Below are 17,308 nucleotides of genomic sequence, written 5' to 3'. Positions count from 1 at the left end.
GTTAAACTTCTTCTGTTTTTTTTCCGAAATCTTTTGGGAAGATTAAAAAGCGTGATAAAATAAGACCCGGAATTGTTGCCACCAAAACCCAAATAAAGAAGTTTTGATAGCCTAAATATTGTTGTATATAACCGCTTAACATTCCCGGAAGCATCATTCCTAATGCCATAAATCCGGTTGCAAGAGCATAATGTGCTGTTTTCGATTCTCCTTCGGCAACATGTATTAAAAACATCATAAAAGCGGTGAAACCAAATCCGTACCCGAATTGCTCTAAAATTACAACAGCATAAATGTAATGAATTGATGTTGGATGGAAAAAAGCCAATAAAATAAAACCAATAATGGGAAGGTGCATGGCCAGGAACATAGGCAACATCCATTTGGTAAGTCCTTGTTTCGAAATCGCAATTCCGCCTAAAATTCCGCCCAGCGTTAAAGCTCCAACTCCAAAAGTTCCGTAAATTATTCCAACGGCTTCGGTATCTAATGCCATTCCGCCTAATTCTTTTCCGTCAAGTAAAAAGGGACTTAGCATTTTAAGCAACTGCGATTCTCCCAATCTGAAAACGAGAATAAAAGCCAATACTAATCCGATTTGTTTTTTCTTAAAGAAACTTACAAAGATAGTGGCAAAGTTTTGATGGTGAACTTCATTATTTTCTTCAGAGTTGATTTCATTTTTTGGTGTAAAAACGAAATTATAAATAGTAATAACTGTCATTAATAAACCAACGGCGATCATTGTGTATGACCAAGCTTTGGTATTATCGCCGTATTTATGTTCCAGATAACCTGCAAAAAGTACAATTAAACCGTTTCCTGCCAAAAGTGAAAGCCTGTAAAAAGTACTTCTGATTCCTAAGAAAAATGACTGTTGTTCTTTTGGTAAAACTAATAAATAAAAACCGTCACTTGCAATATCATTCGAAGCCGAAGCAAAAGCTGCAACCCAGAATATCGCCAAAGTCATAATGAAAAACCCATTAGCAGGAATCGTAAAACCAACGAGCAAAAACGCAATCGAAATAAGCAATTGCATCGATAAAAACCATTTTCTTTTGGTTCCGTTCAACTCAATAAAGGGACTCCAAAGCGGTTTTATAACCCATGGCAAATACAATAAACTGGTATAAACACCAATGTCTTCATTAGAGATTCCGAGATTTTTGTACATAATTACCGAAACCGAAATTATGACGGCGTAAGGCAGTCCAGACGCAAAATTTAGAAGCGGAATCCAATACCAGGGTTTATTATCTGTTTTCATTTGGCTGATTAGGGTAAACGATTTTGAATGGCTTTTTTAAGTCGATAATAGTAGGCGTACTTTCGTTTGCAAAATAATCAATAAATGTTATAGCGCAAGCTTTATACTGATTCATTTTTTCGGCAGATATAGAAAATGAGAATGTCCCTGCGTTTTCGCATACTGGTACTTTCTCAACTATTTGAGTCGCGTCATGGATATTTATTTTTGAAATTTGATCTGCTCCGTAAATCACCATATAACGCACTTTTGTGTTCAACGGATCTTTAATACTGAACATATAATTCATGCTGTCTTTGCTATATTCATTGACAACAGGAGTATCAATAATAATGTGTTTTAAATTTGGAACTGCTGCAGGAAGAGCAGGGTATTGATATTGATTTTCCTCTAAATGGCGGGCAATATCAAAGTTATTATTCATGAACCATTTGGCACTGAAATAAGCACTTCCGCTTACGTTTTTGAAATTTCGGGCAAAATCAATCTGATTCGGAATTTCATGCATAAAATTCCAGCTTTTATCACTGTCTGACCTGATTTTATAAGAAGCGTGTCCAATATAAACAGCCGTGTTATTTGAGTTTTCTGCCCACCATTTTACTAATTTAGAGTAAGAAGCTCTCGGATTGTTCATACTCCAATACAATTGAGGAAGTATATAATCAATCCATTTTTGATCCATCCATAAAATGGGATCAGCATATAAATCATCATAATTTGCTGTAGATTGAGTTTCAGAACCTTTGGGGTCTACCGATTTATTACGCCAAACTCCAAATGGACTGATACCGAATTGAACCCAAGGTTTACTCTTTTTTATAGTAGTAGAAATCGTATGTACAAAGTTGCTCACATTGGCACGGCGCCAATCGGCAAGCGACAAACCATTTCCGTATTTTTTGTATGATGCGGTGTCGTTAAAGACTTTGCCAGGAACGGCATACGGATAAAAATAATCATCAAAGTGAATCGCATCGATATCGTATTTATCAACTACTTCTTTAACCACTCTGGTCAAATGCGACTGAACTTCAGGCAAAGCAGGGTCGTAATATAACTTCCCACCATATTCAATCATCCATTCCGGGTGTTTGAAAACATCGTGAGTTGGGCTTAATTGCTGTTTGTTTAAATCGAAAGTGGCTCGGTAAGGATTCATCCAGGCATGAAATTCAAAACCTCTTTCGTGTGCTTCCTCGATCATCCAGGCCAATGCGTCGTAATAGGGGATGGGTGCCTGACCTTCTTTGCCTGTTAAAAATCGTGACCAAGGAGCCAGTTCCGATGGGTAAAAAGCATCACCAACACTTCTTATCTGAACAATTACAGCATTATAATTCAGTTTTTTATATGCTTCTAAAATCTCGATATAATCTGCTTTTTCTTTTGAAACGCCGTCAAAGGCCGTTTTAGGCCAGTCAATATTTACAACGGTTGCAATCCAGACACCTCTAAATTCATTTTTAGGATGTTTTGTTTTTTCCTGCGAATTGGCATTCCATCCAAAGAAAAATAAATATATGATAGAGAATAGTAGTAGCTGATTTTTATGCATTTCAATCTTTTTTTAACAGAAACCAAAAATAGTTTTTTTAGCGGACTATAGTAAATAATTCAGAAATTATAATTTAAACGTTATTTATTTGGTTTTCATGTAATTGTTTTAACTTTTTATAGAAATAGTTTTGATTTAACAGGATGCTTTATTCCGGATGTTTTTTTTAATACATAAAAAACTAGTTTTTTTGTCTACAAAGGTGATTTAATTGCTTAAAAAAAAATAAGATATAGGTGATAAACTATATTTTTTAAGAATATCTTTTTTGAAGTTTAAATTTATGGTTTTATGTATTTAAAAATCAATATGGAAAAGAAATTTTCCCCATCGTTACAGAAGGAATTCCTTTGTTTACACCAAAATTATAATCACCTCCGGCAACCGTTTCATTGGCTAAAACTGCAAATAAAACCGCTTCTTTAGCATCACTTAAAATGCCTAAATCGTCGCTTTTTTGAAATTCGCAAAGCAATAATTCTTTTAACCATTTAACCAATAACGGATTGTTTGTGCCTCCTCCAGACATATACACTTTGAATTCCCTAATTGGTGTTCCGGTGTTTTTAACCACAAACTGAATCGCTTCAGCAATAGTCTCAGCACTTAGCCGTGTTAAGGTAGCCAGCAAATCTGGTGCCGAAATGTTTTCTAAGCTTGTTCTTGAAAGTGCTTTTTGTACAAATTCAAAATTAAACAATTCCTGACCGATGGTTTTTGGAAAACTTTTATGGAAGAATGCATCGTTTTTTAGTTCGGACAAAAGGGTTTGATTTACGATTCCGCTTTGGGTGATTTCGGCATCTTTATCGTAACTTTTTTCAGGGAAATAGTGTTTGGTGAAAATATCGATTAAAGTATTTGCAGTTCCGGTATCGGTAACAAAAACTTCTTCGGCGTTTAGGGAAGCGGGCAAATAAGTGAAATTTGCGATGCCGCCCATGTTGAGCATGATTCGGTTTTCGTCTTTTTTGCTGAATAACAAATAATCACCATAAACCGCCAAAGGCGCACCTTCGCCACCCGCTGCAACATGTTTTTGCCTGAAATCGGATAAGGTTATAATTCCGGTTTTTACAGCAATATGATCACCGTCGCCAATTTGCAAAGTCGCGTTAGGGAATTTTTCCTGCTGATGCAAAAACTTAGGAGCGTGCAAAACGGTTTGTCCGTGTGAAGCAATTAGGTCAACTTCCTGTACCGGAATATTCCATTTTTGAAGACAATCGTCAACCATCCCGGCGTGCAAAAGACCGATCCATTCGTTTAATAAAGCGAAGTGCTGAAAATCGATCGTTTTCTGTGCAAAAACTTTACGGATCTCGGTTTTAATATCTTCAGTATAAGTGATTGTTTCGAATTCCAGAATTTTTACAGCCGTATTTTCTCCTGCGCCTGATATCTCGCACAAGGCAATATCAAGCCCGTCAAGTGAAGTACCGGACATTAAACCTATTATTTTTCGGGTCTCTTTTTGAGCGATTTGGTAAAGAGAATTTATGTTTTTATTCATTAAAATGATGTTTTAAGGCAGTGTTTTATTGGTAATGCTAAAATGGGATTTATTTAGGAATAAATTTAGTGAAAAAGAAATTTTTGCCACTTATTATGATTCTGGTGCTCGATTGCATCGAGTAACCCAACTAGCGCTCGTTTATAAATAACTCTGGTGCTCGATGCAATCGATCACCAGAACTAAATCTTTCAAAAGTTTTAACGTTAAAAACAAATCTGAACACGAAAGAGAATTGAAGAAGTTTTTAAGAATCCGAAAGTAAAATGGATAAAATTATAATATTTCTTGAAATAGCATGAATGGAAAATAATCACAATAACGATTATTGTATAATATAATTTTTTCTAATCCTCTGTTTTTGTAGTTGTGATAAAAATTCAGAAGGTTTTCACCTGTTTTTAATTGCTTCAAAAAATCATCGGACAAAAAATCTTCTTTTGCCCAGACTATCCTCTTTAACTTTTAAGCTACTTTTTATTTGTATGTATATCCAAATCTATATCTTTCATAAATTAGAATAGTTAAAATAACACAGACCTTATCTCCTTAATTAAATTCTGACTTTGATTTATAAGCCTTGACTTTTTTTAGGAAATTATTTAATAAGTCTGAATTTTCAAGTAATAAATCACGTGAACTTAACTGCTCGATAATAAGGATCAATTCTTCTCTGACATATTGATCGTCTTTACCATAATTCCAGATAGGCTCGATACACTTACCGAATAGTTCGGCAAAAGATGAAATGGGATAATATATCCTTGAAGTACCGTTACTGTCATTTATGATTGGCGATACGTTATGACTTAATTTATATGCTAAAATATCAGAAAGTGCCTGAAGGCTTATTACTGCTGTTCCCGGATCGTTAATACCAGGACTTAATGCTTTTATGGCTACTTCTGTGAGCTGCCTAAATCCATAGTCGGAATTATTATCAATTGGCTGTCCATTAAAAAAGTCGATGGTTGTCTTTATTTTAGATAACGTGTTTTCGTCCACTTCCACACCCGCTTCCGCATACACTCTGATGAATGGTATACCACTTAATACATAACTTGACAATTGAAAAAGGAAAGTAACAAAGATTCCTTTCTCTTTTGTTACAGTGAGGAGCTGGCTTTGATTAAAACTCTGAAAGTAACCTGACTTATCTGCTTTTATTTCTATAAATGGTAAAGTCTCCCACAAATGTTCTCCTGTTTGTTTCCTTTTAAATTCTCTTTTCATCGTACTCATAGTCTGATTTCTGACCCGGTCAATAACAGTTTCGTATTTAACTGTACTGGTAACATAATCGAGAAAATAAATAAAGAGAAAGATATCTATAATTGTAAGCAATAATAGCAAATAAATGCTCAATGCGGGAATATTTACTCCGCTTGCAAGATCTCTTATTGTACTTAGTAAAAAAAAAGCATACACTATTGTACCTATATATATTCCTAAAATTATTTGCTGAAAGCGGTTTTCGATCATACTGCTTAAAACTCTATTGCTCATTTGTGAGGCGGCTTGATTTAACACGATCATAACCATCGAAAAACTAAAGACTGTTAAAGAAATTATTGCACCGGCAACAGTGGAAATTATCGACCGGGCAGTACTGGCATCTTTAAGGCTCAGCCAGCTAAAACCAGACTTAAGTTCTTTGCCCCAGCCAGAAAAATCAATTTCAAGCATACCCCAGGAAACCAGCAAAAAAATCATCGCTATCAAGGCAGGGTAAAAAGCAATGCTTTGTGTGATTTTATTGGAATAAATCCTAATCCATTTAGTAAATCCTATATTCATTTTTTTTAATTAGGGATTATTATTGATGTCCCACATTTTGGCATATCCCTCAACCGACATACTAATATGGCAATAGTTTCTCTCACTATTTTTTTTAAATCTCCATAAGTGCTTTTTTGTATTTGCACATTATCAAAGATAACTCTTTGGAGAACTCTTTGCTAATAATGTCTTAATTTTAAACAATTTATAAATAACTAAACCTATATTTATAATTTTAGCAGCTGACTGTAATTATTTACTAACTATAATCTAGTAATCATGGTGACGTTTATTTAACAATCCGCATAGTCAATTCATCGCGCATTGAAAAATGAGCTTGGTAATTCTTAATAATGTATCGCACAAAGGGACTCGCATCTTTACAAGATTCAGAATCAGAGATAATAAAACAACACCAGGTATTGTTTTAAACCATAAAGCATTGTCTCCAATAATTTTTCTGAACTACGACACTATATGAAATACTACGATCTGATGTGTGATGGTTAAAAAATAGCCGCTAAGAATTAAAAATAAATATTTAATCAATTAAAAATTAGGATCTATATTTATGGAAAACACAGATAACAATGGACTTCAAGATTTTAAAATTAAAGTTTGGATGGTGGGCAGAATTTTAGCATTAATACTTATAGTGCTTCTTCTGTTCAAAAATTTATTCAGCGTTCTCCTATTTGTATTGGCAGGGATAATTATAGCAACTTACTTTCATAGCTGTGCGAAAATATTGAATAAAAAATTCAAAATACCTTCGAAAGCATCAACTTTAATTGCTGTCCTTTTGAACATAGGTTTAATTGTGTTGTTTTTCTGGTTTATTGGCGCCAGACTGGAGCAGCAAATCGCCGAACTTTCTGACAAACTCCCGCAAACACTCGAAAATTATAAAGAATGGCTGCAGCAATATCCTGTCGGTGGCAAAATTTTGAATTCTATAAGTGATACCAATTATTCAGGCAAGGCAATCAGCACGGCGAAAAAATTCTTTTCATCAACTTTCGGGATTGCAGGTGACTTGTATATCATCACCCTACTTGGCCTGTTTTTTACTGCTAACCCTACCGTTTACAAAAAAGGATTTCTGCACCTGATGCCCACTAAAGCCAAATCAATGGCTCAAACTATACTAACGGAAATACATGAGGTGATGAAAAACTGGATTAAAGGGCAGCTATTCGGCTTTATGTTTATCGCCATACTTACTGGCTTGGGATTATGGATTCTAGGGATTCCATTGGTCCTTACATTGGCTTTGCTTGCAGGTCTATCCAATTTTGTACCTAACTTTGGTCCTGTAATAGCTTTGATACCAGCATTTTTACTGGCATTGAAGAGTGACTCAACGTCAGCATTGTTGGTCGTTGGCTTGTATACGTTCATACAGCTGGTTCAAAGTGCCGTCACACAACCATTTATACAAAAAAAAATGGTCAACATTCCTCCAGCTATTATAATTTTCGGTCAAGTAGCTATGGGGATGCTTTGCGGGTTTTGGGGTGTTTTACTCGCAACCCCTTTTCTAGCAATAATCATGACTGTTGTCAATAAGTTGTATGTGGATAAACAATCCCCTGATCAATTGTAAGATGATATTAGTATTCGCTGCACAGGCTAATTTTAAACTTTAGCTTATTGTAAGAATGTATCGTGATTAATAATGCAGGTGTGGACTTTTTTCTGAATCTTCATCAAGAGCTATCATTCCGATCGGTATGATAAGGTGATTTTTGCTTCCGTATTCAGGAATTCATGCACGCCGTCTTTCATCCTGTTATATTAGATACTTTAAAAAAAGTTGAACAACGAATACATTATATTCATTACAATCCTGTAAAAGCCGAAATCGTTTTTCATGAAAGGGATTTTGTGAATAGCAGTTATAGGAATTATGAAGAAGATAATGGCGTTTTTTGTAATGTAATGGTAAAACCTTTGTGGTAATATTATCCGGTTGCAAACGCTTTGTTTTGTCTTCATAATTTAAGTAGGTACTCGATGCAATCGAGCACCAGAGCTAATGTAGAAAAAAAGGGATGGTAGAACCTTTATAGTAATTTATCCGCATTGCAAATGCTATAAGTTGGTTTTATAATTTAAGTAGGACCAGAGTATTAGTCGATACAAGAAACATAGAATTATTATCAATATTTTCGTTAATCAATTAGGATAAAAATGAATAATATGATCTAATTGAAAAATATTTTTCTTAAATTAGAGAAACCATTAAATTCAAAAAACATGAATCCATCAAAAATAATAGGAATAATTCTGATCATTATTAGTCTCTGTGTAGGATATGTAGGTGTCAACAAAATAGCTGATAATACAAAAGAAATCAATTTATTAGGACTAAAAATTGACGCGTCGAACGAATCCGGTAAGGAACAGGGATATCTTTATTTAGGGCTGGCCATCATTTTAATTGCGGGCGGAATTTACACTGTCAACAAATCAAAATAAAAAAGTGCTGTAAGTAGATATTGTAAATATTGCATGAGGCATTGTTGGGTAACTATTTCTTGTCAATTATTTTACAACAAAACTTATAATGAAACAAATAGCCCTAGCCCTAATGGCAGCTGCATCCTTTTGTGCCGGGGTTCGGCATAAAAGATACAGCGTACAGCAGGATCAGCTACTGAAAATAACAGAACTTATTGAATACAAAACCGCCTCAAATAGCACTTTGAGGCGGTTTTTGTATGATAAAACAGAATTGTTTTTAGAATTTATATGTTACACCAACTCTAAAGTTTCTTGGTGGTTCGGTTTGCCAGTAATAGACTCCATTACTAACCCATTGGTAGTATGAACCGCTATACAAGTATTCATCTAAGATATTAAAGATATTAGCCGTTACTTTGAATTTGTTTGTTTCATATGACAATCCTCCATCTAATTTAAAATAATCAGGTAATTTTTCTAATCCTTCGCTCCAGGTATCAGTTTGACGCCCTGCTAGATAAGTCCCTCCAATAGATGCACCGAAACCTTTTAATATTCCGGTAGGAACAGTATAATTTAACCATGCATTTGCTACGTGTTTAGAATATCCAGGAACGATATCACCTACACTAAAAGTGCTGACATTAGCTTCTGTTACTTTTGATTCCGTAAAGGCGTAATTAGCAATTATGTTTAAACCATCAACTATTTTACCTCTTAAGTCAACTTCAAAACCTTCAGCTGTTTTTTCTCCTAATGTTGTACTGTAAATAACTGTCGATCCAGCGGGTTGAACAGGGTCTGTAGTCAATTCATTCTGTTTAATGATGCTATAAGCAGAAACGGTGGTGCTCCAGGTACCATTAAACCAGTCTTTTTTAATACCTATCTCACGGTTTGTACCTGTAAGAGGTTTTATAGTTTCTGTAGGTCTCACTCTTCCGGACTGTGGTGTGAATGTCTGATCGTATACGCCATAAACAGCCAAAGAAGGTGTTACTGACCAGCTTAATCCTACGCGAGGCGTAATGTGGCTATCTGCAGCCGGATCACTATAACTGCTGGTTTGCTTAATCCAGGTATAACGTGCTGCTAAAGTTAGTCTTACTTTATTTTCAAAGAAACCTAATTCATCCTGTACATATCCGGCTGCAAATTGCTGACCATATAATCCAGCTGCCCTTTGGCTTAAAGGTGTGCTTTCATCAAAATTTGGCAGTCCGTTTGCCGGTGTTCCATAATCAGGATTTAAAACATTAAAAGGATCTTCTAAAGTATCTAATGCATGAGTTTGTCCCCAATCGGCCATATAATCTTTTCTCCCTAAATCCATACCACCTAAAAGTTTATGACTTACAGAGCCTGTATTGAATTTTCCATTCACGAAAATCTGACCTAAAAACATATCGCTTTCTGCATCCCAAATACTAACACTTCTGATAATTTCTCCCTGAGATAAAACTTCAGTATCTAAAGAACCATTTGCATCAGTATCAATACTTACGGGGCCAACCGCTCCTGGCCAGGAGCTGTAACCATCCATTAAATATTTAAAATAGGAAGTCTGGGCTGTTAATTTCCAATCACTGTTAAAATGGTGTTCAAACATTAAATAACCACTGTGGTCATTAATTTTAGTATCAGGCAAACCTGGCTGAGTCATAGTAAAATCAACAGGTGTAGTGGCGTATCCTTCATTTGCAGAACTAAAAACATAATACGAACCTACTTCGCTCGTATTAGCAAACTGTCCGTTATATTCTACTGTAACCTTTGTTTTATCGCTTAATTGGTAAGAAAAAACAGGAGCTATTACGTAGCGGTCATTATGTTCAAAAGGTCTATGAGATCCCTTTTTTTGAAAGGAACCATTAAAACGGTAAAGGAATTTACCGGCTTTATCAAATTTTCCGTCTAAGTCAATACTGGCACGATAAAAGTCAAAACTTCCTGCTAAAACGCTAGCCTCACCTTTAGTAATTCCGGTTGGTTTTTTGGTTACCACATTGTACAGACCACTTGGGTCACCGCTTGAAAGCATAAAACCTGCAGGACCCTTTACGAATTCAATGTGATCGACAAAACTCATGTCTTCTGTAAGTGGTCCCCAGAAAGAAGATACTACGTTGAAGCCATTTCTAAATGCCTGAATTTGTGAACCGCGCATGGAGATATTAGTGTACATATCACCCCAGTGCTCTAAACGAACAGCACCACTCACGTTACGAATAACTCCGTCGCTCATACTGGTAATTTGCTGATCTTTTAATGTTTGAGAACTAATAATCTGAATATTCTGAGGGATTTCTAATACCGGAGTCTGAAGGCGTAAAGATAAAGAGGGTTTGTTTTGTTTGTATTTGTTTTTGGTAATAATAACTTCATCAAGATCCTCCTGACTTTCAGAAAGTGTGAAGTTTTTTGTAGTTGTTTGTTTGGGCAGTACTTCAATTTTTTCTTCCAGTGGTTTAATTCCTACAGAATTTATGCTAATTATGTAGCTTGCCGGTTTTATATTCTTAATTTCATACTGCCCATTTGCGTTTGTAACAGCTGTGTACTTTGTTCCTTTAAGCTTTATTGAAATGCTCTCAGCAGGAATATTTCCGTTTAAAGTTACTTTTCCGCTTACTTTTCCAAGCTCCTGACTTAACATGTTTAGTGAGGTTAAAAATAGTAAACTAAATAAGAGTTTTTTGATGGTATTTATGTTCATCTTATGGTAAGGGTTAATTTTTAATATGGGCAAAAGTAATGTCAAAAACTTTTTTATCCAAATTATTTTTACTTATTCTAAATAAAATTAAAATAATACTATTTTGATGTTAAGTTAATTTTTTGAAGGAATTCAGCTAAATAGCTTTACAGAGGAATGTGTTTCACTTTAAATTTTATATATAAGCATAAAAAAAACGCATGGAAGAAAGAAAAACGGAATGTTTAATTACAATTCAATTTGTTTGATTTAGAGTTTATTTTTTTTTAAGAATTGATAATATTCTTTAATTAAATTGGAATATATTAATTCTTTAGGGAGATAATTATAGAATTCTTAAAACCCACTTGTTGCTTTAGAATTTAGATTAAGAAAGAATGCTACCCCAACAAATTAGCTAACTTTACGTAGTAATAAAGTATTGTAATTCATTTATTTAAAATCAAAATATTATCAAAAGGCATCCTCTTTTAACACCCAGAAAAGCTTCTGTACTTGACTTGGATACAGCCACTAAGTTATTCTCGGAAATCATAAAATCAGGGCTTCCTTTTGGGTATCAACAAGCGAACTGTCATAATATTTCGCATTATATTAAATTGTTACTAGAATCTAAAGGGTACGAATGTGCCAAAATTTGGGCTTTTGCACCAGTTGTATATTCGATGACAAGTTCTAAATTGATTTCGTTTGCCGATAAAAAAAATATCTCGCCAACCGGAAAAATTGATTGGGGGTATCACGTAGCTCCGGTACTACAAGTTCGAATTGGAAATAAAGTTCGAAAAATGGTTATTGACCCCGGGTTGTTTCCTAAAAGCCCAGTTCGTTACAGAACCTGGCTCGCCAAACTCAAAACCCGAAAGATCATCTATTTAATCATGGACTCTGAGTGGTATTTGTATAATTCGTCAACGATTCCGAATTCGCAATTTCACAGCAAGTCGAATGCATTATCAACAGAAGATCCACCCAACATAGATTTACCCGAATGGTTTTCGGATAAACTCGTCACTGATTTTTTTAAATATCAAGAAGAAGCTTTGGAGCAAAATTGGATTCCCAAAGGATTAGCGGTAAACGAAACCGCAATGGCTTTTTATGATGCCGAAATAAAACCGATTCTTAATTCCAGACGGGATCAGGATTTAGTGGACGATTATAAGATGTTGGCCGGGAATGTCTTTAATTTTGAAACTGTTTTTAGAGACCGTCATTCGAATGATGAAATGAATACTGATTTTCAAACCAGACATCAGGACATTATAGCGAAATACCGAGAAATTTATTTGACGAATTTCAATAAATGGAAAGAAGCTTTGGGATCTTTGAATTCGGTAATGGATAAATAGCGATTTTTAAAATAGTTTCCAGCTTACTTAATGAGAAAACCCAAAAGAAATACTCAATATAATAATACAAATTACAATTGCGGTAATGACAACATAGAGGTAATCTTTTTCAAGTAGAAAAGAAAATAGCGACAGCAGTACGCGAAATACTGGTGTGAGGAACAGGAGTATGATGCCGAAAAATATGATTGAATCCCCATTTCCCTCAATTACACCATCATAAATAGAAGTGATTACTTTAAAAATATTTTTGTCATTTTCTTTAAATACCGAGTAGTTTTCGATTTCATTACCGTGATGCATTACATAAACAATGCCTCCAATAAAAGCTACTGATAATGAAATCCATACGCCGTAGCGCAATAAATTTCCAATTATAGTCTGGAAATCTTTTTCTCCAAATTTATCTTGTGTCATGCTGTTAGATTTTTCCGTTAAGTCCATTATAAATCATGTTGATTGCCAGTACAAAAATGAGGCAGGCAAAGAAAATACGCAGTTTTTTTGGATTTGTTTTGACCAGTATTTTGGCTCCTGCCATAGCACCAAACAAAACACCAATTACGACAGGCATACAAATACCGGGTTCGATATAGCCTTTTTGAATGTAAATTACTGAACTTGCCATTGCAGTGACACCCATCATAAAATTACTGGTAGTGGTAGAAACCTTAAACGGAATGCACATAATGTTGTCCATGGCAATTACTTTGAAAGCTCCGGAACCAATTCCTAATAATCCTGACATCATGCCGGCTATACCCATCATACTGAATCCGCCAATGATATTTTTTGTTCCGTAGGCTATCAATTGTCCGTCGTGAGATGGATAATTGCCTTGCAAACGAAGTTTTTTGGCTAAAGGACTTGATTCTAAAACAATATGTTCTTCTTTTTTTCGCAGAGAATTAATGCCTGAAAAAATAAGGGTGAGTCCGAATAAAATGGCAATAAAAGAAGTAGGCGCTATGGCAGAAAGCAACGCTCCGCAGACAGCTCCGATGGTGGTGGCAATTTCCAGAAAAATACCCAGGCGCATGTTGGTAATACCTTCTTTGACATAAGCGGCTGCGGAACCTGATGAGGTAGCAATTACAGAAACCAGTGCCGCACCGATTGCATAATGAATATCGACTCCGAGAATAACGGTCAAAAGAGGGATAATGATGATTCCGCCGCCTAATCCGGATAGAGAACCTATAAAACCGGCTAAAAAAGCGCCTAAAATCATAATCAGCGTAAAGGTAAGTACTGTCATTGCTATATTTTTATTTGACTGCTAATTTACAAATACATATTGGCTATTATAGTATTTAATATTTCCTCGAATAATTAAAAAGAGGTTTTAGGTTTTAAAGTTACTGATAATCAATACGGTAGACTGGTTCTTAAAAATGCCTTAAAAATTCAGATAACAAATAACTTCTTATGAAACCTGATGTCCTAGCCCTGATGGGAGGGAAAATCCTTTTGTGCCGGTGTTTGGCACAAAAGATTGGAAGGAACAGCAGGAAATAGCTCCTAATCAATATCAATGTCAGTATCAAAAATCAAACTTCATAAGCCTTCGACTTCGCTCAGGGTTTTATTTGGGTATAAAATCCAAAAAATAAAATTCTAATTCTATCTAAAAAAAGCGCATTTCAAAAAAACCTCTGAACCTTTGTTTCTTTGCACCTCAGAACCTTAAAAAAAACTATTTTTGTAGTTGAAAACATATGCCCTAAAATTCATTTAGAATGTCAATACTTAAGTATTTAGAAGAATTATCAGCATCGTTGGAAGGAACACTTTTATATGATGATTTACATAAAACGCTTTATTCGACCGATGCTTCGGTATACCGGATTAAACCAAAAGCGGTTGCCGTGCCTAAAACTATTGCGGATATTAGTAAACTGATTCGGTTTGCGGCGCATCATGATATTTCGATTACACCCAGAACGGCCGGTACTTCTTTGGCCGGACAAACTGTGGGCGACGGAATTGTGGTTGATGTTTCGAAAAATTTTACTAAAATCCTGAATTTTGACCCTACTGCAAAAACGGTTACGGTTCAGCCCGGCGTAATTCGCGATGAGCTGAATTTATTTCTGAAACCTCACGGTGTATTTTTCGGGCCCAATACTTCGACCTCAAATCGCTGTATGATTGGCGGAATGGTGGGGAATAATTCTTCAGGAACAACTTCGATTCGCTATGGTGTGACGCGCGATAAAATAGTGGAGATCAAAGCGATTTTGAGTGATGGGTCTAAAGTGGTTTTTAAAGAATTGACTTCGGCGGAATTTATTGAAAAAACAAAAGGCGATACTTTAGAAAATAAAATATACAAAAGCCTTTACGACGAACTTTCGGTAAAAGCAACGCAGGATGAAATTATAAAAGAGTTTCCAAAACCGGAGATTCACAGACGAAATACGGGTTATGCGGTTGATATTTTACTGAAATCCGATTTGTTTGGCGGAACTGAACCGACAATTAACGTTGGGAAGTTATTGTGTGGAAGTGAAGGAACGCTGGCTTTTACTTATGAAATTACTTTAAAAGTAGACGATTTACCGCCATCTCATAATATTATGGTGGTGGCGCATTACCATAGCATTCAGGAATCACTGGAGTCTGTGGTGGTGGCGATGAAACATCATTTGTACACAGCAGAAATGATCGATGACACGATTTTGGATTGTACAAAAACCAATCGTGAACATGTAAAAAACAGATTCTTTTTGCAAGGTGAGCCAAAGGCGATTATGATGTTTGAAGTAGCTTCAAACGATCCTGAAGATGCCGAAAATCAGGCCAATGCTTTAATTACTGATTTAGAAAAAAATAATTTTGGTTATGCTCTTGTAAAAATTTACGGAGCGGATATCGAGAAAGTAAACGAACTGAGAAAAGCCGGCCTAGGACTTTTGGGAAGTATAGTAGGAGACGATAAAGCAGCGGATTCTATTGAAGATACTGCGGTTGAGTTGAGCGATTTGCCTGCCTATATTGAAGAGTTCTCGGCGATGATGTTACGTCACGGACAAGGTGCGATTTATTATGCGCATGCCGGAGCGGGAGAACTGCATCTGCGTCCGGTTTTGAATTTGAAGAAAACGTCTGACTTAAAATTATTTAGAACCATTGCGACCGATGTTGCGATTTTGGTAAAAAAATACAGAGGCTCATTAAGCGGTGAACACGGCGACGGAATTGTACGCGGAGAGTTTATTCCGTTTATGATTGGCGAAACCAATTATGAATTGCTGAAAAGAATCAAATTAGCGTTTGACCCAAATTCGGTTTTAAATATTGGAAAGATTGTTAATGCCTTAAAAATGGATGAAAACCATCGTGTGGTTTCAGGCAGAGTAGAACCGGATATTAAAACGTTTCAGGATTTCTCAGACAGTTTAGGTATTTTGCGTGCAGCCGAAAAATGCAATGGTTCCGGCGATTGTAGAAAATTGCCATCTGCCGGAGGAGCGATGTGTCCGAGTTACCGTGCAACCAAAAATGAAAAAGAAACCACGCGTGCGAGAGCCAATGCATTGCGTGAATATTTGACCTATTCTGAAAAAGAAAATAAATTTGACCAGAAAGAATTATACGAAGTTTTTGAGTTGTGTGTGAGCTGTAAAGCCTGCGCCAGCGAATGTCCGAGTAATGTGGACGTTGCAACTTTAAAAGCGGAGTTTTTATACCAATACCAAAAAGCAAACGGTTTTTCTACCCGAAATAAAATTTTTGCTCACAATGCCAAACTGAATAAGATGGGAAGTTTGTTTCCTTCAATCACCAATTTTATTTTGAATCAGTCATTTGTTAAAAAAGGTATGGGAATTGCACCAGAAAGACAAGTGCCTCTTTTGGCGAAAAAGACTTTCAGAAAATGGCATGAAAATCATAAACTTACGGTCACCGATTTTCCAAATGGAAGATTATACTTGTTTGTAGATGAATTCACCAATTATTATGATGTAAATATTGGAATCGATGCTTTTGAATTATTGACCAATTTAGGGTATCAGGTTTTGGTTATCGACCATGAAGAAAGCGGACGCGCATATTTATCAAAAGGATTTTTAGAAGAAGCCAAGAAAATAGCAAACCTTAATGTAAACGTTTTTAAAGATCTTGTTTTAGGAAATGCTCCTTTGGTTGGTCTTGAACCGTCGGCAATACTTACTTTTAGAGATGAATATTTGCGATTGGCAGATGATAAAGAAGAAGCAGATAAATTATCCCGAAATACTTTTACGATTGAAGAATTCTTTAAAAAAGAAATTATTGATGGTAAAATAACGCCTGATTCATTTTCCGAAGGGATAAAAGAAATTAAGATTCACGGACACTGTCATCAGAAATCTTTGAGTTCTGTTGAAGCAACTTTCGCTATGCTGAATCTTCCAAAAAATAATACAGTTACCATTTATAATTCGGGTTGTTGCGGAATGGCGGGATCTTTTGGTTATGAAAAAGAACATTATCAGGTGAGCATGCAAATGGGCGAGGATACTTTATTTCCAAAAGTACGAAACACGGCCGAAAATGTAAAAATAGCAGCAGCAGGAACGAGCTGCCGTCATCAGATTTTTGATGGAACAAACAGGCAAGCACAGCATCCGGTAAGTATATTGAGAAGTTGTTTGAAGTAAAGGTCTAA

Annotated in this window: 12 protein-coding genes; 5 read left to right on the top strand and 7 right to left on the bottom strand. The window is 35.6% G+C overall.

Annotation, left to right across the window (positions count from 1 at the left end; translation table 11 throughout):
• Nucleotide 1: 1 nt before the first annotated feature.
• The 4 genes from ACEN2I_RS18195 to ACEN2I_RS18180 form a co-directional block, all read right to left on the bottom strand.
• Nucleotides 2–1,270: an MFS transporter gene (locus ACEN2I_RS18195; RefSeq protein ID WP_441767525.1), complete on the bottom strand. Its 1,269-nt coding sequence runs from the start codon at nucleotides 1,268–1,270 to the stop codon at nucleotides 2–4.
• Entirely contained in the window at nucleotides 1,257–2,828 is a 1,572-nt protein-coding gene (locus tag ACEN2I_RS18190; RefSeq protein ID WP_441767524.1) for a glycoside hydrolase family 10 protein, read from the bottom strand. Before ACEN2I_RS18190 ends, ACEN2I_RS18195 begins: the two co-directional genes overlap by 14 nt.
• A 304-nt stretch (nucleotides 2,829–3,132) precedes the next feature.
• Nucleotides 3,133–4,341 (bottom strand): anhydro-N-acetylmuramic acid kinase, encoded by a 1,209-nt coding sequence (locus tag ACEN2I_RS18185; RefSeq protein ID WP_441767523.1) that lies wholly within the window; start codon nucleotides 4,339–4,341, stop codon nucleotides 3,133–3,135.
• A 549-nt stretch (nucleotides 4,342–4,890) separates the two neighbouring features.
• A complete protein-coding gene (locus ACEN2I_RS18180; protein WP_441767522.1) occupies nucleotides 4,891–6,138 on the bottom strand; it encodes a DUF2254 domain-containing protein in 1,248 nt (415 codons plus the stop codon).
• A 553-nt stretch (nucleotides 6,139–6,691) separates the two neighbouring features.
• Here ACEN2I_RS18180 and ACEN2I_RS18175 point away from each other — a divergent pair.
• From ACEN2I_RS18175 to ACEN2I_RS18165, 3 genes are all read left to right on the top strand, one after another.
• Nucleotides 6,692–7,726 (top strand): AI-2E family transporter, encoded by a 1,035-nt coding sequence (locus ACEN2I_RS18175; protein WP_441767521.1) that lies wholly within the window; start codon nucleotides 6,692–6,694, stop codon nucleotides 7,724–7,726.
• Between the two features lie 164 nt (nucleotides 7,727–7,890).
• The gene (locus ACEN2I_RS18170; protein WP_441767520.1) at nucleotides 7,891–8,082 is read left to right on the top strand and encodes a hypothetical protein; all 192 of its coding nucleotides are present in this window, start codon (nucleotides 7,891–7,893) and stop codon (nucleotides 8,080–8,082) included.
• Between the two features lie 297 nt (nucleotides 8,083–8,379).
• Entirely contained in the window at nucleotides 8,380–8,601 is a 222-nt protein-coding gene (locus tag ACEN2I_RS18165) for a hypothetical protein (RefSeq protein ID WP_441767519.1), read from the top strand.
• Nucleotides 8,602–8,863: 262 nt separating this feature from the next.
• On the opposite strand, the gene ACEN2I_RS18160 is transcribed toward ACEN2I_RS18165, so the two are convergent.
• Nucleotides 8,864–11,242, bottom strand: a complete 2,379-nt coding sequence (locus tag ACEN2I_RS18160; protein ID WP_441767518.1) for a TonB-dependent siderophore receptor — start codon at nucleotides 11,240–11,242, stop codon at nucleotides 8,864–8,866.
• Nucleotides 11,243–11,802: 560 nt separating this feature from the next.
• On the opposite strand from ACEN2I_RS18160, the gene ACEN2I_RS18155 reads away from it, so the two are divergent.
• The gene (locus ACEN2I_RS18155; RefSeq protein ID WP_441767517.1) at nucleotides 11,803–12,654 is read left to right on the top strand and encodes a protein-glutamine glutaminase family protein; all 852 of its coding nucleotides are present in this window, start codon (nucleotides 11,803–11,805) and stop codon (nucleotides 12,652–12,654) included.
• Nucleotides 12,655–12,681: 27 nt separating this feature from the next.
• Here the strand turns inward: ACEN2I_RS18155 and ACEN2I_RS18150 are convergent, their stop codons facing one another.
• A complete protein-coding gene (locus ACEN2I_RS18150; RefSeq protein WP_441767516.1) occupies nucleotides 12,682–13,071 on the bottom strand; it encodes a DUF1634 domain-containing protein in 390 nt (129 codons plus the stop codon).
• A gap of 4 nt (nucleotides 13,072–13,075) precedes the next feature.
• A complete protein-coding gene (locus ACEN2I_RS18145; protein ID WP_441767515.1) occupies nucleotides 13,076–13,912 on the bottom strand; it encodes a sulfite exporter TauE/SafE family protein in 837 nt (278 codons plus the stop codon).
• 481 nt (nucleotides 13,913–14,393) lie between these two features.
• Between ACEN2I_RS18145 and ACEN2I_RS18140 the strand changes: the two genes are divergently transcribed.
• Nucleotides 14,394–17,300 (top strand): FAD-binding and (Fe-S)-binding domain-containing protein, encoded by a 2,907-nt coding sequence (locus ACEN2I_RS18140; RefSeq protein ID WP_441767514.1) that lies wholly within the window; start codon nucleotides 14,394–14,396, stop codon nucleotides 17,298–17,300.
• Nucleotides 17,301–17,308 lie beyond the last annotated feature (8 nt).

It is taken from the genome of Flavobacterium sp. W22_SRS_FK3 (assembly GCF_052113665.1).
Lineage (GTDB): Bacteria > Bacteroidota > Bacteroidia > Flavobacteriales > Flavobacteriaceae > Flavobacterium.
Note: the sequence above shows the minus strand (reverse complement) of the source record. Positions and strands in the feature narration are given on the sequence as shown.

What these genes read in the sequence shown, in the direction of transcription:
- ACEN2I_RS18195 (WP_441767525.1), bottom strand. Translation starts at nt 1,270, where the DNA reads ATGAAAACAGATAATAAACCCTGGTATTGGATTCCGCTTCTAAATTTT.
- ACEN2I_RS18190 (WP_441767524.1), bottom strand. Translation starts at nt 2,828, where the DNA reads ATGCATAAAAATCAGCTACTACTATTCTCTATCATATATTTATTTTTC.
- ACEN2I_RS18185 (WP_441767523.1), bottom strand. Translation starts at nt 4,341, where the DNA reads ATGAATAAAAACATAAATTCTCTTTACCAAATCGCTCAAAAAGAGACC.
- ACEN2I_RS18180 (WP_441767522.1), bottom strand. Translation starts at nt 6,138, where the DNA reads ATGAATATAGGATTTACTAAATGGATTAGGATTTATTCCAATAAAATC.
- ACEN2I_RS18175 (WP_441767521.1), top strand. Translation starts at nt 6,692, where the DNA reads ATGGAAAACACAGATAACAATGGACTTCAAGATTTTAAAATTAAAGTT.
- ACEN2I_RS18170 (WP_441767520.1), top strand. Translation starts at nt 7,891, where the DNA reads ATGCACGCCGTCTTTCATCCTGTTATATTAGATACTTTAAAAAAAGTT.
- ACEN2I_RS18165 (WP_441767519.1), top strand. Translation starts at nt 8,380, where the DNA reads ATGAATCCATCAAAAATAATAGGAATAATTCTGATCATTATTAGTCTC.
- ACEN2I_RS18160 (WP_441767518.1), bottom strand. Translation starts at nt 11,242, where the DNA reads ATGTTAAGTCAGGAGCTTGGAAAAGTAAGCGGAAAAGTAACTTTAAAC.
- ACEN2I_RS18150 (WP_441767516.1), bottom strand. Translation starts at nt 13,071, where the DNA reads ATGACACAAGATAAATTTGGAGAAAAAGATTTCCAGACTATAATTGGA.
- ACEN2I_RS18145 (WP_441767515.1), bottom strand. Translation starts at nt 13,912, where the DNA reads ATGACAGTACTTACCTTTACGCTGATTATGATTTTAGGCGCTTTTTTA.
- ACEN2I_RS18140 (WP_441767514.1), top strand. Translation starts at nt 14,394, where the DNA reads ATGTCAATACTTAAGTATTTAGAAGAATTATCAGCATCGTTGGAAGGA.